Consider the following 16,854-nt stretch of genomic DNA (forward strand, 5'->3'; position numbering starts at 1 on the left):
CGCAGGTGAGCATTCATTATGGATCATTACATTCGCTTCCAACCGGCAGACTCCCCTGCTTCTTCTGGTGAGCCCTTCAAGCAGGCCACGTTCGAGGCTCAGGCGATTACTGTGCTCGCGCCTCTCCAATCAAGTATCGCTGCAATCTTGCGAACCCTCGGCGGGATCAATCGTCCATCCGCACTTGAGCAACTTCTTCAGATTGATCACACGCTCGCATGGCAACTTGTCAAGGTCGCAGAAGCGGAAACGCCTTTGGAAGGGGGTGCTCACATCCCATCACGCGTTTCGATGAAGCGGTTTGCCCGGTCGGCTGCGAAGCTGGGAGTCCCCGCAGAGCAAACGAAGTCAATGTTACAGGCCTATTCAGACTTCGAAGTGTTGGTGAAAGAGCAGGCGGGGGGGCGGGTTTGCTTCAATTCAATGGCCTCCGCTGCCAGCATGGACGAGGGCTGGCATGTTTCGGAGCGTCAACATCGACGAAACATTTTTCGCGGGGTCAGTCATATCGCTGGCATTCAGGCCAGTCTAATGCTGAAAACCATGATCTATCGCCGCGGGGGCCAGAGTTCGTTACTCGACGCGATCAGCATCAGCGGGCTCGTTGACCTGCGTCTCCTTTGGAAGATTCCTGAAGTGAATGTTTTTCGATCGCGGATTTCGTCGCGCATCGAGGGGGCGAAAATACGGGATCAAACCAAGCGACTTCCCTTGAGTGATCAGGATTCTGTTACCAGCTATGCGATCACCGATTTTTGCAGCAATCCCAACGCGAATATTCGAATCACCGAAGGAACAGAGGGGTGGATCCTGGGAGATCTCATCGATGCATCCGTCGGCATCTCCGGAGAGTCGACGGTCATCTTCGGTTGCCAGTACCTCAATGTTCCGAATCCGACTGGCTTGGACAATTACATGGCTGTGCAGGCGAGCGTTGAAAAGCCTGTGAAAATGGCGGTGATCGACGTGCTGGCTGAGCCGGGACTCTTCACTGACTGGACCGCAAGTGCCAGTGTTCGGCTCGGAACATCAATGACGGACAAGACCGCCACACCCTCGGAAGAACGAGTTCTTCCGACTCGAGTGGAACTGCAGCGGCTCGGGACCGGACCAGCCATTCTGAAAGAGTACCCGAATTATCCAGCATTGATTCATCATGGTGCCAAGCAGGTGGAGTGGGAAGTCAGCACGTACGAGTGCTGGAGACTAAAACTGGAATACCCTTTATTTCAATCTGTAATTCGCGCACAGTTAACGTCTCAATAATCTCAGTAATACGCAGACTCTTAATGAGAATATTAAGGGCAACTTAATAGATGGCAGTTATCACTTCGGTCGAGTTTTTCATTTCAATTTCCGTCATGCTTTCGGAGAAGTGTTATGTTAACAAGAAGAAGGTTGTCTGGCAGATGTTGCACAAATAGAGATCTCAAGAAAATTGTTTCGAACTGCTCTGGATTTACATTGATTGAGCTACTGGTTGTGATTGCGATCATTGCCGTGCTGGTTGCTTTGTTATTGCCTGCGGTGCAGCAGGCGCGGGAAGCAGCGAGACGGTCCCAGTGTGCGAATAATCTGAAGCAGCAGGGTCTGGCGTTGCACAATTTTCATGATGTGTTCAATCGCCTTCCACCTGGATCCGGAAACAACATGACTCCGTTCGGGAAGTCGACTTCATACGGGTTTGGGCTCTCTTGGCAGGCCTATCTGATGCCGTACCTGGAGTTAGGAACTGGATTCGAAAAAGGGGACCTGACCGCTCATTTGGGGCAGGCCTTTAACGCAGCGCGAATAGTGAATTCTATTGGAAACGGTGTTGGTTCTCCTCAGTTTTCTGTGTATGTCTGTCCGTCCTCCCCTCTGCCACATGTCGCAAAGCAAACCCCTTTCGCGATGGCGAGCGACTACTCCGGAATCGCTGGTGCTGTCGATGGATTTGGCGGGACGATTGCCCCGACCGGAAAGTCACAATATTGGTCAGGGAATTACTTTGGATGGGCAACCATCAACGGGACGCTCTGTCATAATTCGAAAGTTCGATTTGGTGACATCACAGATGGAACTACGAACACTCTCGTTGTCGGAGAAATTTCCAACTATTTTTATAAGGATGCCAACACGACAGCGGATTATCGGAATACGAGTCGCCACGGATTCTACCTCGGAAACAGCGCTTTCTCGACGAATCCGGATTTAACCGATCATCCCTATTACCGAACATTTAGCTTGACGAGCCTCCGGTATAAGATGAATCCGGGGAGATCGCAGTTCTTTACGGGAATTGCCAGTACGGGTGTATTTGCAGACGGCAATGGAATTGCGAACGGAGGTTACAATGTTCCACTGAACTCCGCGCATACCGGAGGAGTGATGGGGCTGATGGGCGATGGTGGAGTTCGCTTCATTGGCGAGAGCATTGATACTGGAGTCTATGCACGCCTCGCCGTTCGAAATGACGGGGGTGTTTTGGGTGAGTTCTAGAGCACGACTACCCGGAACATTCGCAGATCTCCCAATTTCTCTGTTCAGGGCCACTGACTATGACACAGTCTCGATTCTGCGTGCTGCTGGTTTGCAGTCTTGCCATCCACATCGGGTGCACCAAACCTCCTGATTCCCGGTTCGAGCCGACCTACGAGGTCACGGGAACCGTCCGCTATGGTGGTAAAGAAATTAAAGACGGCGTGATTCAGTTTACAGCTGAAAAAGATATCGCGAACGGGTCCGAAGGGTTCTCCCGAATTCGTGATGGCAACTATCAAGCTTCCGTCACTGTCGGCAAGAAGAAAGTCATCGTGACATCGAGCGTGCCGACTGGTGCATCACTTGATTCAGGGCTCCCTCTTTACCGGGAGCTTATTCCAGCTCGCTTTAACACAAACTCGACGATTGAAGCGGAAATTAGCGAATCGTCGTTGAATCATGATTTTGATTTGAAATGAATGTTGATCACCTTGCTGTGATTGAATCGATTGATTGCAGCGTTTTCCGGGCTTGAGAGGTGTCTGACACGATGAGTCGATTGATTACAAGTTTGATGTGGGCAGCATTGATTGCAACTTTCGTACTGAATGCCGCCTGGTTGCCAGCTCAAGATTCGCCGTCTCCTCCCCAGCAGGAGTTGTCCACGTTCGACGGTACGGCGACACCTGCCCGGCCGACAGAATTTGCAAATGTCTTTGCGTTACCATATGCGATTTCGGATGAGTATCCGCAGGATCCGGCAGAGTTTGAGCGGATGCTGACGCTCTTGAAGTCTGCTGGCTTCAACACGGTTTACTGCCCATTTACCGAATGGCGCCATGAGCTATTCAAGAAGCATGGCATGAAGATGATGATCGACGTCCTGATCTGGAAGGGCCCGGTTCAGAACGATATCCGCAAAGAAGATCAACGGGTGCGACTCGAAGAGATTTGTAAACAAGTCAAAGGAAGCGACGCTGTCTGGGGGTATAACCTGTGGAACGAGCGTCTCGATTTTATGGGACCAGCTTCAGGAGTTGACACCTACATCAGCCTGATCCGATCCTGGGATGATACTCATCCGATCTGGGTGGGGACTTATCGCAATTACTTTGCGGACTCGTACAAGTTCAAACCGGGGATGAACAGCTGGTATGACTATCACTGGGAGCGTGGACTCCATTGGAACTTCAGCAACCTGAAGTACTATCGTGATCTCTCCATGAAGAGAGAGTCGGCGATGGGGCGGTGGTTGGGAATCGATGGATGGGACAAGGATCTCTACACATTGAATACGTCCATCGCCTATGGGCTCAAAGCTGGAATGTGGTTTATTGGCGGACCTTACAAGGCTCGTGAGCCGGATCTTCAGAAACGCTGGGACCCGGATTCCCATCTCATCCGATTGGGGCAGCACCTTCGGCCACGATATCAGCTGATTGGAGAGATGGGGCCAGCTGTCGAGGTTTACTGCACCCCGACGACCAGAACTCCTGATAATAAAGAGAAGGAATCAGGAATTCCTGACAGCGCGACGCCGTTTCCGGAGGAACACTGGTTTCGCGTCGCGCAAGGGGAAGCTGTCGTCGGCTTCTTTGATCACCCGGACGGATCTGAAATTGCGTACGTCGCCAGCTTAAGAGCTTTTGAGCCGCAGGATCTTCACTTTGAGTTCCATCCAGAAGCGGGCGTAACTCGGCAGGTGGAGGTGCTCGACCTGGCCACAGGGAATTGGACACCGATCGCGTCGCATCAAGAGTACAAGACGACTGTCCCAAATGCGGAAGCGGTGATTCTGCGGTTCCGAGTGGAAGAAAAATGAAATAATTCTGTAATCCGCGTATTTCCAGAGCGTCTCACCAGATTCTTAGTCGAGTCTGCTGCGACGCTTTTTTTATTGAATCCCGTTTCTGTTTCTTTGATTCGAAAAAAACTGTAGTTTCGTCGTCGACTTTCGACGCTGTTGTTCGTCTATTGAGTGTTTCAATCGAGAACAAATTCAGAAGTGGGAATGTGCAATGGTCAGGAAAATTCTGATTGGTCTGGGAGTCGTCATCGGAATCTTTCTTCTGGTGGTATGGCTCCAACCAGATGATTTCGTGGTCGAACGTTCCGCAGATGTCCGCGTCCCGCCAGAGGTTGTTTTTGGCATCTTGAATGCCCCCCGGCAGGGGATGCTATGGTCGCCCTTTGAGCGGAAAGATCCGCAACTCAAGCGGACTTTTACTGGTCCAGAGACCGGTGAAGGGGCAATTTATGAGTGGGATGGAAACGATGATGTCGGAGCGGGGACGCTGAAGATTACGAAAAGTGTTCCGCACAAACTGATTGAGATGCAGTTGGACTTCAAACGCCCGATGGTTGCGACGAATGAGGTCAGGTATGTTGTTTCTCCAACAGAATCAGGTTCGCGCCTGAAATGGTCGATGGTCGGCAAAAATAGCTTTTTTTCGAAAGCGATTTGCATGATGCTGGATATGCAGGGGATCATCGGACAAGAAATGGAAGCCGGTCTCCATAAGCTCGATGAAGTGGCACAGGAGACGGTCCGAGAGCAGAGTATCCCTGCTGCAGAGACCGAAGCGGGGGATGCAGCGAATTAGCCCGTGTCTCGGGGGAGTGTGGCGACGAATATTGACAAAAACTGGTTCAAAATCCGTGTTCATTGCCGCTGGAACGCCAAACTCAAGTGAGCCGCGGCCCGGCGTTGCTTGGTCAATCAAGTGTTCGCAATGACGATTTATTTTTCATCATGAGGAACAACGAGCATGCCAGAACTTGATGCCCCATCTCAGCGTCGTCCGATCACCTACTGGCTCGGCTGGGTGTTGACTCTCCTCCCCGTTTTTGCCCTCTGCATGAGCGGCGTGATGAAAATTTTACTCCCGCCCGACGCCGTGAAGGGGATGGAGACATTGGGGTGGCCGATCGGTGTGATGAAGTGGCTGGCGATTGCTGAGTTCGCCAGTGCGATTCTGTACCTCATTCCACAGACTGCGGGGTTGGGGGCAATTTTGGCGACTGGCTATCTGGGAGGGGCGATTGCCGCACATGTTCGTGTCGGAGATGGATTTGCGCCACCCGTGATCTTGGGGGTCATGATCTGGCTGGGACTTTTCCTGCGAGATCCGCAATTCCGAGCACTCTTTCCTTTTCGAAATGTGTCGCACATGAATTAACGGGTTGACACAGCTCATGCGATGTAAATAAAAAAGCCGCAACAGATTACGTCGCGGCTTTTTTATTTACATGAAAAGTGGCCAGGGCCGGGATCGAACCGGCGACACCAGGATTTTCAATCCTGTGCTCTACCAACTGAGCTACCTGGCCCGCTTTGGGCGAAAGAGATTTCTAACTGGCAGGCGGACACAAATCAAGCCAACGGTCCCTTCTAGTTCCCAATCAACGAAAATCTTGAAAATTTGACGATTCGGAGATCCGTGAAAAGCTCTACATGAATCCAAGTATTGGAATTTTGTACAGAAATCGGGTTGCGAAAGACTTTGGTCATACGACAAGGCGAATGCAACGAGATTTTCTCCTAGGAAGTTTCAGGAAAGTTGTCATGGATCGGTTTTTTGCCTGACCTGCGACGTCCGCTTCTTCGTAAACTCAATGCGCAAATCTCTCGTTCAATTCGCTGATCTTACCCAGACCTGAACGCATATGAGTCGTTGGCTATCCAAAGCGAAATCAGCAACTCCTCCCCGCGAAGAGGAGCAGCTTCAGGTCTACACTGTATATTGCAGCTGCGGTCAGAAGTTGAGCGACCTTCGCACCGACCATGCGCAACGGATTCTGTGTCCAGACTGTCAATCACCCCGGTTTATTCTTCCAAAGGACGTTTACGCTCGTCCCGTGAACAAGCCATCGTCGGCGCCCATCGCTCCGCGATCCCCAGCGCCCGAGGGGGTCATGGAGATTGACGAGGAGGTCTACTCGATTCCGGGAATCGGTGACGATTTTCGTGACGAAGCTCCCCCAAACGAGACGCGACAACCAAAGGAAGTCAGTGAGTCGCTTCCTTCGATTGGAGACCTGCGAAAGAGAATCCGCAATGCTTCAATGCCTCGGACAGAGAAAGTTGCAGCTACGGTAGAACGCCCGACATCGATTGCGTCGACACCGTCCCCTTTGCAGGCGATTGGATCAACTGCCGAAGGGGCATTCAATTCGTTTGTTGGGTTCTGGTCGCTACTGCGAACGTTATCGCTCGTCATCCTCCTGGTCGTGGTCATTATGGTTGGCTGGCTGGTCCGCCAGGGACAATTGGCCGACGCTGTGAAAATCGCTCAGGCACAAGGTGAACTGGGGATGGCTGCTGTTGAGAAGAAAGACTGGGTCGCAGCACACGGTCCGTTGCAACTGGCTGCTGCGGCATTGGTCAAACTGGGGCGTACAGATGCTGAGTCGATGAAAATTCAACAGTATGCTCTCGAAACTGAAGCACTCATTCGGCTTTGTGACCTGCCCATTGAGGAGCTACTGCATGTGTCTCAGCAGGAACTCGAGAAGCGTACGGGCAATCATAAAGAGGGGCGCAATCTCTCTGTCGGATACTACGGAAGCTGGATTGTGATCGAGGGGAATTTGAAACGCGTATCGGATTCGAAAGGAAAGTACGCGAACCTCGAGCTTCTGATTCCGACTGTATTGTCTGGGAATCTTGTAGATGTCCGGATTCGGATCAACGCCCCCTCGTTACAGAACTACGTGTCAGATGAGGAAGGAAAAGCTGTCATTCTCGCAGGGGCAATCGAAGGTATTGAGAAAACCGTTGATGGTGAATGGCTCATCGTTCTCAATCCGAAAAGCGGGAAGTTGTGGGGACATCCTGACACCTATGAAGCTGTCGGATTCAACTACAATGTTTTACGAACTCCTGAAAAAGTTCAGGCTGAACTCAGCTCGCAGCGATTCTACATGGGGGTTCCGTAGACATGTCAGGTCTGAAGAATCGGTTCGCTCAGTTTCAGTGTTGTTTCTTCGTCGCTCTATTCCTGTGGCTGGGGAGTAGTGAACTCTTTGCTCAGGTAAAATCGATTGAAGAGTTCATGACTTTTCAGGAGAAATGGAAAAACTTCGTCGCTTCGGAATATGAATGGACCATTGAAGGTCGGTATTCCGGTATCGCTGATTCCACGATGACGTTTACCAATTGTCCTCTTCCTTTTCGACTGAAATCGGAACACATCAGCGCCCGTGGGATTACCGGGGTTGTCGAAGTTGTCGGAAGGATTGTTCAGGAAGAGAAGGGGCTTGCCTTCCGAGTTGAGAAGTTGACGACAGCACCGAGAGATCTTGATCGACTGAAGGGGATGGAATCGACGATTCCTGTCAATCAGCCTGACAAGTGGTATCAGGTCGCAGGTTGGGCGAGGAATCGATCAGCGTTCTATAACGACCGAGAGCTGCTGGCGGGTGCAGCAGAAGTTGAGAAAAAAGGGGTACTGGCCGAGCTTCGGAATGCTGATCCACTGGACCAGATGACATTCGCAGCCGCACTGAAAAAGGCTGAGGAGAAAGGGCTCGATCCAACTGTCAGGCAACAGTATCTCTATAACAGCTTCGTCAAACGGTTGGAGGATTTGAGAACCAAGCCATTCTCAGAGCCTGCGTTTCAATCACTGCTGGCTCAAATTGGGGCCCGATTTCCCGCCTCGCTGACAAAGATCTCGACCTATTCCGAAGAAGTCAACCAGAACTACATCAAGCATGGGAAAGAGGCTTATGCGGTTGGATCAGCGGAAGAACGCAATCGACTCGAGCGTCTCCTTGCGATCGATATCATTTCATCGCTGATTCTGCAGGGAGCCCAGGCGGATGGATCAAATGGATTCTCGATCGCTGATAAGGTGCGGCAGGAAATCCCCGAGCGAACGGACCTCGAATCCAAATATGAAGAATTGGGAACCACTTGGTATGTCGACAGATTACCGAAGTTAACGCAGTCCCAACTTCAGGAGCTGACGGCTCGGCTTGAGAAGTACGGGACGCCAGAACAGGTGGTCGATGTCAAGACGTCGTGGCTCCTTTCTCGAGAGGCAGCCTACCGTCAGGAAGGGGCTCGAGGTCTGGATGATTTTGCCCAGCAGTGGCTCTCGTTGCTCAATAACTCGGAAATGGCTTACCAACTTTATGTCGAAGCATGGCGACTCAATCCCGAGTACCCTCCAGCGATCGCGTGGCTGAAATCTCGAGGCTATCGACTCGTGAATCAGTCCTGGATCTCAGAAGAAGAACTGGCGAACATGCCACTCAGTCCAATCGAACAGGCTGTTCGAGATGGTCGTGTCGAGATCGGGATGACAGCGGCTCAGGTTCAGGCGGCATTGGGAGTCGCCCCGAGTTCGTTGACACGGTCCGCCAGTCGGAAAGTGGTCTCGGAATGGTGGGTTTACAAGGGTGCCGCTATCGTCGTTCGTCTCGAAAAGAAGGGGTTCGCTGCCGAGTCAATTGTCGTCGGGATCACTGATCTCAACGAATCACAGCAGGTCGCTCCATCTGATCCTCAAAATATCGAACCGGCTGCCAAACCATAGTTGCCGATCGGACGAGGAGGCCGGCTTGGCCATCACTGGAATGTCTCACTCGTCGGGCTCATAACTGACTTCGTGACGTTTCCGCCGGTTCGTAATGTGCGTTCGACACTGTACCGGGAGCGGCTGGAAACGGCCTGATGCTGGCTGTCCTGTGTTGAGCACTGGGGCGCCGCATTCGCATTTCGAATGCCGACCAATAGAGGCCTTGACGCCTGCTGGTATAAGGAAAGACCAGTTTTATCGCGGGATGTCGCGAAACAAAATGGCCCCCAATGAGCCGGTTTGTCACTCGGTACATTGGGGGCGCGATCGCTAATCGATAGCAATTCGTCGAATTGTCAGATGAACTCGTTGATGAGGTTTTCGACCCATTCCTGACGTCCGCTCGCGTTTGGCGAAATCTCGCCTTTTTCGAGCATGTAGGCTTCCAGTTCTTTGAAACTGGTAGTGCCGTTGTCGATCTTCTGACCGATTCCGCTGTCGTAGCTGCTGTAACGCTGTTTGACAAATTCACTCAGACGACCATCTTTGCGGATGGCAGCAGCGATTTTCGCCCCGCGGGCAAATGCGTCCATTCCACCGATGTGAGCGTAAAACAGGTCGATTGGCTCGAAGCTTTCACGACGAACTTTTGCGTCAAAGTTGACGCCGCCTGCCCCCAATCCACCCTGCTCGAGAATGACGAGCATGATTTGAGAGGAAAGGTAGATATCTGTCGGGAACTGATCGGTATCCCATCCCAGCAGCATGTCGCCAGTATTGGCATCGATGGAGCCGAGAGCGTTGTGAATACGAGCGTATTCCATCTCGTGCATCATCGTGTGGCCAGCCAGTGTGGCGTGGTTGGTCTCAAGATTCAGTTTGACAATGCCGTCCAGTCCGTTGCGACCAATGAAGTTCAAACAGGCAGCAGCGTCGAAATCATACTGGTGCTTGGTTGGTTCTTTGGGCTTCGGTTCGAACAGGAACTGTCCGGTGAACCCGATTGATTTGGCGAAGTCATTTGCCATGTGCATGAACTTGGCCAGATGGTCTAACTCACGCTGCATGTTCGTGTTCTGCAGGTGCATGTAGCCTTCGCGACCACCCCAGAAGACGTAATTCTCACCGCCCAGCATGTGAGTCACTTCGATCGCCTTCTTCACCTGACACGCTGCATACGCAAAAACGTCTGCGTTGCAGCTTGTTGATGCGCCATGCAGGAAGCGTGGATGGCTGAACAGGTTGGCTGTTCCCCAAAGAAGTTTGATCCCCGATTCATCCTGCTTCTCTTTGAGTCTGGCTGCGATCTTGTCGAAATTCGCGTTCGATTCCTTCAGCGTCGCCCCTTCCGGAGCAACGTCGCGATCGTGCCAACAGTAATACGGAGCCCCGAGTTTCGAAATGAATTCAAAGGCAACGTCGACACGCTTGAGAGCGTTCTCTACCGAGTTTGATCCGTCGTCCCACGGGCGAACCATCGTGCCAGCACCAAACGGATCGCTTCCTGAACCGCGGAGCGTGTGCCAATAGGCCACGCTGAAGCGGAAGAGATCCTGCATGCGCTGGCCTTCGATGACTTCCTCTGGATTGTAGTGTTTGAAAGCCAGAGGATTGCGGCTCTTTGGTCCTTCATATTCAATACGGGGAACGTCTGGAAAGTACTCAGCCATGTCGATGAATCACATCTAGGGTAAAAACAGATAGAACAATCTAGATTTTGGCAAACTTTGATGTGAGTCGCAATCGTTGGATCGAATTTCAACGACAACATTGGTCTTCAGTAACCCCTGTCTGCGACGAATTATTCCGAAGCAGGTTTGGTCGAAGGCTTTTTCAGTAGAGGAGAGCTATTGGGAAGTCCAGCCACGAAGCCTCGATAGATTGCAACTTCGTCAATAGCTCCAAGGGATCTGTTTCCTTGAGCCACTTTGAAGAGATCGGCAGCTTTGTCGTTATTGATTGAATAGCCCGCCAAGAGGAGGAACGCATCCTCCTGGATGAGTTCATCATGAAGGTTCTTGATGAAAGAGAGCATCTTGTCTGACGGAATCAACGACTGAACTTTCGCGCAGAAGTGCAGGGTGATTTCGTCCATTCGATCAGGTTTCTGTTTTCCTGTCCCTGCTCGATAGGCGTCGCGGATCACTTGGCTGACAGCGTCATAATTACCGCTGTTCAGGGACTTTCTTGCGTTTCCGTAGACTATATCGAGTGGATCGATGACAGGCTTGGGTGACGTGAAGGAGGCATTCACTTTTTCAGTGATGTCCAGCTTGTCATCCGCGGCCCCGATCACCATCAAGAAGCCGGGCAGGCTCGTCAGCGAATAGGCATCATTCGATTTCGCATCACTCACCTGACTGCTCGTGATGGTATATTCCGTCACATCTTCGAGCAGTCCATGCTGAGCCGCAAATCGAAGAAGAATGGCCTGCTTTTGCAGGCGATCAACTGCATCGGAATGCAGTTTCGAGACTTGGCGTCGGTATCGGCTGAACTCTGTACGGAGAGTCTGTTCATTTCCGCCTGCGTTTTTGACGACATTAATTCGCTCTCGAACTGCAGGTTCATTCTTTTCACATTCATCGAGCATCTGCTGCGTCAGCGTGGCACTGAGAGCTGTTGCCCTCATGTTGTTGATCGCCAGTTGCACATTCTCCCAAGCGGATGTTTTATCACCATGCTGGATTTGAACAGCAGCCAGCGCCATTTGTGCCAAGCCGGCAGCGGTCGCGGGGGCAGGGTTGGGAAGGCCAACATATGCTTTCCCTTCGCTTTCGAGAATCGCCAGAATTTCTGGGACTTCAATTGCGGGGACCGCTTCGATTTTCTCCGCGGCAGATTGAGCATTTGCAATGGCTGTTTGATAAACAGCCTCGTTTTTCAGAGTTAATGCAACTGACGCGACTGCAGACCAGGCCAGACACTCGCCCGAGGCTGAGGCCTGATTGGTACTCAGCCCCGCAGTCACGCGTTCAACAGCTTTGGAAAGATCTCTTTCAGCAACACGTCCAGCCCAGGCTGCGAGGCAGTTTTCCTGCGAAGCAACGTTCGCTCCGGTCTTGGTGAACTCCAGTCCCTTGTCGATTTGTCCATTGCAGACGAGTGCTTCGACAATGGATGTTCGCATCGGCTCCGGACAGAGGATGTGCCAGGGGCGTTCGGCTTCGACATCAATACGGAAAGATCGAGAATCAATACTGGAACGCCAAAGAGTCGAGAGTCTTCCGCGATCCTCAAAATTCTGAAATCCTTCGATGAGCTGACCCGCTTCGTCGCTCTTGCCAACGGAGATGAGCAAGGCAGATAGGGAAGCGTTTGAGTCGAGAGTCCTTCGAATTGACGTCGGAGCAGACTTTGCCCGAGAAAATCCGGACAAGGCGGTTGCCTGAGCATCCGCCGCTTTCCCTGTTGCAAGTTGTTGCCAGCCGATTTGAGTGAGTGGTTGGACCTGGAGGTAGGAGTATTGTCGCTGCAGCCTTCCGAGTTGCTGCTGGGCGACCTTCAGATTGCCACTTTCAGCGAGTGCTTCCGATGCGAGCTGGGCTGCAAATTCCTTGCTTCGGTTTCGCTGGCTGCTTTGGGCTGTTTCGACAATCTTCGCCAATGCCGTTTCGCGAATCTCGGGGATCGATGTGGGGGCTGCCTCTGTTGGGCGATGAATGACGTTGTCGAGATTTAATGATTTGTCTGCTTCGACGGCCTGCGGAGTGAAGTCGATGACAGGATCTTCTTCCTTTTTGGGAGCGAGGACGAAGAACCAGAAGCATGCTCCTGCGATAATGGCAGCAACGGCTCCGCCTCCGAAAATCATCGGTCGGTTATCCGCAGCCTCTTGAACTGGCGGGGCTTCCGTGATGACACGACGAGATTTGAAAACCGGGACAGTACAATTGGGGTTCGCACAATGGACATCTTTACCGGCATCTTCCGGCTGCATGAACCCCGCTGTGTCGCACATCGGGCATTTCACCTCGAGTGTTCTCTTCTGAGTCGCTCGGGGAGCCAGTTTGATGGCTTTGATGGCAGCAGATGTATCTACTTCGAATGGATCATCTGAGTCACTGGATGGGGCAGGTTTTGCTGGAGAAGGCCTGAAAGCAGGCCTCGCGCCAGAGGTCCCGCCAGGAGGCGATGGTTTCGCAGTTGGCTTTGCAGCTTGGCTCGCTGAAGCAGCCGGTTTGACGGGTTTCTCAGGGGCCTTCGCCGCTGGTTTCCCCGACATCGAGGCCCCACAGAATGGGCAATCATCCACGTCATCTTCAAGCACCGATGCTTTACAAGCGGGACAGCTGCGAAATTCCATAATCTCGTTTCACTATGACTATTTCCATTTCTCCGGAGTGGAGAAATGAGAATGGATTGGCGAATTCGGTTGTTGTCGTCGAAACGGAACTCCGATCGGGATTCCGGAAACAACGACGGCAATAACGTAGTCCGTATCATATGCAGTTCGGGAGTCGACCGTCACGAGTGTGGATGATACGATCATGAAAGGCGAGTCAAATTCTATCCCAAACAGTGGCTCTTTTGAGGCGATTTCTTCAAATCCGTTGCTGCCGGGATGAATTTTGCCTTTGACAATGAGTTTATTGCAGATTTCTAGGGCACGACTATGCCGATTCGAATTGACCTTGCTCTCGTAATGATTGTGGTCGCAGGTGCATGCTTGGGGTGTGGCAATAAGACTCCAAGTCAGCCGGACGCAGCAGCGGGCACGCCACCTGCGCAAAGCACTGGACCAGAAGTGACAGCGGAGAGTGCGGCTCAGACCGCCGATCCCAAGAGTAAAGAAACTCAGTGGATCGGAAATATTCCGTATGACGTGTTTTACGATCAACCGCTGACAATTGCGGCTGATTCGACAAGCCTTGCTCCGGCACCAGCGGTTGCCACGACTAATACCGCTCCAAATTCAGCCCCCAAAGAGGCAACTGAGGCGATGGTGCCGATGCCGGAGTTGACTGCGGATGCACCTGCTGCCACGGAAGCACCGGTTACGAGCGGGGCGAGCAACTGGGGAGCGATCATTCCGATGGCAATGCTGGTTGAAGAAGTCAAATCCTTACGAACGAGTTTGACTGGAAATCTGCAAACGGTTGCCACCTACAACAAATCGCAGGTTCCAATTGCGACTGATGGCTCAACGCTCGCTGCAATGGCTGCAATTGCAATCGTTCACCCGGAAGCAGTGAGCTGGAAAGCGAACGCCAAGTACATTCGTGATCTGGCTTCGCAGGTGAATGCGAACTCTGCAGGGAACGGTCGTGAACCCTATGGAAAGACCAAAGATCCTTTCGACAAGCTTCTCGTCGTTCTGGACGGTGGAAAGCCACCCGAAATGGAATCCACCGAGGTCGTTCCGTATTCGGAGGTGGTCTACGTTTCAGACATGATGAAGCGAATTGAAAGCTCCTTCAACAATCTGAAAGCCAATATTAACACCGAGTCGCGACTCAAAGAGAATCCTGCCGCCACAGAGAAAGAGCTTCGTGTTCTTTATGCACTCGCTGCGTTGATGAGCGACAAGAGCTACGACAACGCGGATGAAGAGAAGTACCAAGCATTTCTGAGCCGATTTCAGGGGGGAGCTCAAACGTCTCTGAATGCACTTCACGCGGGCGATCTTGATGGTTTTCAGTCCGGGTTGAATCAGATTCAGACGACCTGTGCAGAGTGCCACGTCGAATATCGAGGGAGCGAAGCGGGCTTCTAGCACTGAGTTTCTAACACATTGAGCTGTCGAGCTTTTTTGGCTTCATTTCTCATGAATAGCGGATCGTCGCTGAATGATGACTCACGTCTTTGTCAGTGAGTATTTGTGTAGCGGCGCTTGTTCGAATGAGGAACTTCCAGAGTCGCTTGCCCGAGAGGGACGGGCGATGCTGGAAGCAATCGTCAACGACTTTATCGCCTGCCCGCATACCATTGTCTCGACGACATGGGATGCCCGATTAACGCTCCCCAGTTTCGATTTTCCCGATCGTGTGCGATTGCGTGTCGTGGCTTCAGCGAGTGAGGAATCACTTGCGTTTGATCAGATCGCGGCAGATGCCGATTTTGCATATCTCATTGCTCCGGAATTTGACAAGATTCTCGAAATGAGAACTCGTCGTGTCGTGTCGAACGGTGGCCGAAGCCTGAATTCGACACTTGAAGCAATTGCTGTCTGCTCTGACAAATTGCAGGTCTGGGAGGCCTGTCGCCTTGTTGGTGTCGCCACAATTGAAACAGGCGCTGCGACTGCTGGCCCGACCGTATTTCCCTGCGTCGTTAAACCTCGTGATGGTGCAGGTTCCTCAATGATGAGGATGCTGCGGAGTGAGGAGGAGTGGAAGGATTGGTCAGTGTCGACTGACTTGACGAAATTCATCGTCCAGCCGTTTCTGCATGGGACAGCCTGTTCTGTGGCTGCCATCTTTAACCACGGAAAGCTGCGCGGCATTTTTCCACCTGCAATTCAGTTGATCTCAGTGCGTGATCACTTTGCTTACCTCGGTGGACAAATTCCGTTTGGTGAGGTTTCTCCATGTCAATTTTCGGAGATGGCAGACAAATTAGCAGGAGCTGTTCCGGGGCTACATGGGTATATTGGAATGGACTTTTTAGTCCCTGATTGTGCGTCGGCGCCCGTGCTCGTGGAAGTGAATCCTCGGCTGACGACCAGCTATGTCGGGTATCGAAAACTGGCGTCAGAACCACTCACTTTGTGGATTTTAGACCCATCGCGTCTCCCTTTTCCGGATTTTTCCGGTACAGTCCGTTTCGATTCGCAAGGGGGAATTCTGGAGTTGAAAAAATGACGGTGATTGGACTCGATATCGGCGGAGCGAATCTCAAGGCGTCTGATGGTTTGAAGCGGACGATTTCAGTTTCGTTTCCCCTTTGGCAAAGGAGGGAGCAACTGGCGGCGGCGGTGGCAGATTTGTTGTTGAATTTCCCTGCCAACGCCCCCATTGTTGTGACAATGACTGGCGAGTTGGCGGACTGCTACGCGACTCGTGCTGTTGGAGTGCAGTCGATTCTGGAGGCCGTTCAGGATGCCGCCGGATTTCGTGAGGTGTTGGTCTGGCAAACGACTGGTGAGTTTCTGACTCCAGATGAAGCGATCGAATTTCCCGTGCTGACTGCTGCTTCCAACTGGCACGCATTGGCGACCTGGGGCGGACGGATGGCTCCCGGGGGGACGTCGCTCCTACTGGATATTGGTTCGACGACAACAGACATCATTCCGATCGAAGACGGCGTCCCGATGCCAGAGGGGCGAACTGATCTGGAGCGGCTTCGTTCTGGAGAACTCGTTTACTTGGGAGTTCGGCGATCTCCGTTGTGCTCGGTGCTGTCTGAAATTGATCTGGGAGAGGGGCCCGTTCCACTCGCGAGAGAAGTTTTCGCAACGACAATGGATGCCCATCTTTGGCTCAATTTGATTCCTGAGCAGTCGCAAAATTGTGAGACCGCGAATGGTCGACCAGCGACCCGTGTAGAAGCTGCCCAGCGATTAGCGCGTGCAGTCTGTTCGGATCTTGATGACATCGGGGACGACGAGATTCAGGCCATCGCCTCCGCGTGTTATCAGCGTGAGATCGACCTGGTCTGCGAGGGGTTAGGCAAAGTGCTCTCTCGACATCCGGTCGTCGAGTCGATTCTGATTACTGGGGAAGGGGAGTTTCTTGGGCAAGTGGCCTTGGAACAACACTTCGGAAAAGACCGGATTCCCCCCGTAATCTCGCTCTCTGCCTCGCTTCACGCAGAGCATTCAGCTGGGGCCTGCGCCTACTCGTTGTCGAGACTTGCCCAAGAACTGTTTCATGAGGAGCAAAACTCCCTTGGGACGGAGAGTCCCTGATGGAAAAGCAGACTCCAC

13 protein-coding genes and 1 tRNA gene are annotated in these 16,854 nt (G+C 52.3%); 11 read left to right on the top strand and 3 right to left on the bottom strand.

What is annotated here, in order from left to right:
• Window positions 1-18 precede the first annotated feature (18 nt).
• From SH668x_RS01070 to SH668x_RS01095, 6 genes are all read left to right on the top strand, one after another.
• Window positions 19-1,266 (top strand): hypothetical protein, encoded by a 1,248-nt coding sequence (locus tag SH668x_RS01070; RefSeq protein ID WP_437186849.1) that lies wholly within the window; start codon window positions 19-21, stop codon window positions 1,264-1,266.
• Between the two features lie 198 nt (window positions 1,267-1,464).
• Window positions 1,465-2,481 carry a DUF1559 family PulG-like putative transporter gene (locus tag SH668x_RS01075; protein ID WP_437186850.1) on the top strand — a complete coding sequence of 339 codons (1,017 nt, stop codon included), beginning with the start codon at window positions 1,465-1,467 and terminating at the stop codon, window positions 2,479-2,481.
• Between the two features lie 59 nt (window positions 2,482-2,540).
• Window positions 2,541-2,942 (top strand): hypothetical protein, encoded by a 402-nt coding sequence (locus tag SH668x_RS01080; protein WP_437186851.1) that lies wholly within the window; start codon window positions 2,541-2,543, stop codon window positions 2,940-2,942.
• 71 nt (window positions 2,943-3,013) lie between these two features.
• Complete coding sequence (locus SH668x_RS01085; RefSeq protein WP_437186852.1) at window positions 3,014-4,285, top strand: hypothetical protein; 1,272 nt, start codon at window positions 3,014-3,016, stop codon at window positions 4,283-4,285.
• A 196-nt stretch (window positions 4,286-4,481) separates the two neighbouring features.
• Entirely contained in the window at window positions 4,482-5,066 is a 585-nt protein-coding gene (locus SH668x_RS01090; RefSeq protein ID WP_437186853.1) for an SRPBCC family protein, read from the top strand.
• Between the two features lie 165 nt (window positions 5,067-5,231).
• Window positions 5,232-5,642: a DoxX family protein gene (locus tag SH668x_RS01095; protein ID WP_437186854.1), complete on the top strand. Its 411-nt coding sequence runs from the start codon at window positions 5,232-5,234 to the stop codon at window positions 5,640-5,642.
• Between the two features lie 78 nt (window positions 5,643-5,720).
• On the opposite strand, the gene SH668x_RS01100 is transcribed toward SH668x_RS01095, so the two are convergent.
• Window positions 5,721-5,793 (bottom strand) — tRNA-Phe (locus SH668x_RS01100).
• Between the two features lie 336 nt (window positions 5,794-6,129).
• On the opposite strand from SH668x_RS01100, the gene SH668x_RS01105 reads away from it, so the two are divergent.
• Both SH668x_RS01105 and SH668x_RS01110 read left to right on the top strand, forming a co-directional pair.
• Window positions 6,130-7,401 (top strand): hypothetical protein, encoded by a 1,272-nt coding sequence (locus SH668x_RS01105; protein WP_437186855.1) that lies wholly within the window; start codon window positions 6,130-6,132, stop codon window positions 7,399-7,401.
• A gap of 2 nt (window positions 7,402-7,403) precedes the next feature.
• Window positions 7,404-9,005, top strand: coding sequence for a hypothetical protein (locus SH668x_RS01110; protein WP_437186856.1), 1,602 nt, complete (start codon window positions 7,404-7,406; stop codon window positions 9,003-9,005).
• Between the two features lie 338 nt (window positions 9,006-9,343).
• On the opposite strand, the gene xylA is transcribed toward SH668x_RS01110, so the two are convergent.
• Window positions 9,344-10,657, bottom strand: a complete 1,314-nt coding sequence (gene xylA, locus SH668x_RS01115; protein ID WP_437186857.1) for a xylose isomerase — start codon at window positions 10,655-10,657, stop codon at window positions 9,344-9,346.
• 131 nt (window positions 10,658-10,788) lie between these two features.
• Entirely contained in the window at window positions 10,789-13,293 is a 2,505-nt protein-coding gene (locus tag SH668x_RS01120) for a hypothetical protein (RefSeq protein WP_437186858.1), read from the bottom strand.
• A 309-nt stretch (window positions 13,294-13,602) separates the two neighbouring features.
• On the opposite strand from SH668x_RS01120, the gene SH668x_RS01125 reads away from it, so the two are divergent.
• The 3 genes from SH668x_RS01125 to SH668x_RS01135 all read left to right on the top strand — a co-directional run bounded on the left by SH668x_RS01125 (window position 13,603) and on the right by SH668x_RS01135 (window position 16,836).
• Complete coding sequence (locus tag SH668x_RS01125; RefSeq protein WP_437186859.1) at window positions 13,603-14,703, top strand: hypothetical protein; 1,101 nt, start codon at window positions 13,603-13,605, stop codon at window positions 14,701-14,703.
• 73 nt (window positions 14,704-14,776) lie between these two features.
• On the top strand, window positions 14,777-15,790 hold the full coding sequence (locus SH668x_RS01130; protein WP_437186860.1) for an ATP-grasp domain-containing protein: 1,014 nt from the start codon (window positions 14,777-14,779) through the stop codon (window positions 15,788-15,790).
• Window positions 15,787-16,836, top strand: a complete 1,050-nt coding sequence (locus tag SH668x_RS01135; RefSeq protein WP_437186861.1) for a hydantoinase/oxoprolinase family protein — start codon at window positions 15,787-15,789, stop codon at window positions 16,834-16,836. The genes SH668x_RS01130 and SH668x_RS01135 overlap by 4 nt, the downstream gene beginning before the upstream one ends.
• Window positions 16,837-16,854 lie beyond the last annotated feature (18 nt).

This window comes from Planctomicrobium mucosum (genome assembly GCF_051466335.1).
In the GTDB taxonomy this organism is placed as follows: Bacteria; Planctomycetota; Planctomycetia; order Planctomycetales; family Planctomycetaceae; genus Planctomicrobium.

Bases quoted from the DNA above. Each gene is read 5' to 3' on its own strand.
- SH668x_RS01135 (WP_437186861.1), top strand. From the start codon at position 15,787: ATGACGGTGATTGGACTCGATATCGGCGGAGCGAATCTCAAGGCGTCT.
- SH668x_RS01130 (WP_437186860.1), top strand. From the start codon at position 14,777: ATGATGACTCACGTCTTTGTCAGTGAGTATTTGTGTAGCGGCGCTTGT.
- SH668x_RS01090 (WP_437186853.1), top strand. From the start codon at position 4,482: ATGGTCAGGAAAATTCTGATTGGTCTGGGAGTCGTCATCGGAATCTTT.
- xylA (WP_437186857.1), bottom strand. From the start codon at position 10,657: ATGGCTGAGTACTTTCCAGACGTTCCCCGTATTGAATATGAAGGACCA.
- SH668x_RS01070 (WP_437186849.1), top strand. From the start codon at position 19: ATGGATCATTACATTCGCTTCCAACCGGCAGACTCCCCTGCTTCTTCT.
- SH668x_RS01085 (WP_437186852.1), top strand. From the start codon at position 3,014: ATGAGTCGATTGATTACAAGTTTGATGTGGGCAGCATTGATTGCAACT.
- SH668x_RS01120 (WP_437186858.1), bottom strand. From the start codon at position 13,293: ATGGAATTTCGCAGCTGTCCCGCTTGTAAAGCATCGGTGCTTGAAGAT.
- SH668x_RS01110 (WP_437186856.1), top strand. From the start codon at position 7,404: ATGTCAGGTCTGAAGAATCGGTTCGCTCAGTTTCAGTGTTGTTTCTTC.
- SH668x_RS01095 (WP_437186854.1), top strand. From the start codon at position 5,232: ATGCCAGAACTTGATGCCCCATCTCAGCGTCGTCCGATCACCTACTGG.
- SH668x_RS01080 (WP_437186851.1), top strand. From the start codon at position 2,541: ATGACACAGTCTCGATTCTGCGTGCTGCTGGTTTGCAGTCTTGCCATC.
- SH668x_RS01105 (WP_437186855.1), top strand. From the start codon at position 6,130: ATGAGTCGTTGGCTATCCAAAGCGAAATCAGCAACTCCTCCCCGCGAA.
- SH668x_RS01125 (WP_437186859.1), top strand. From the start codon at position 13,603: ATGCCGATTCGAATTGACCTTGCTCTCGTAATGATTGTGGTCGCAGGT.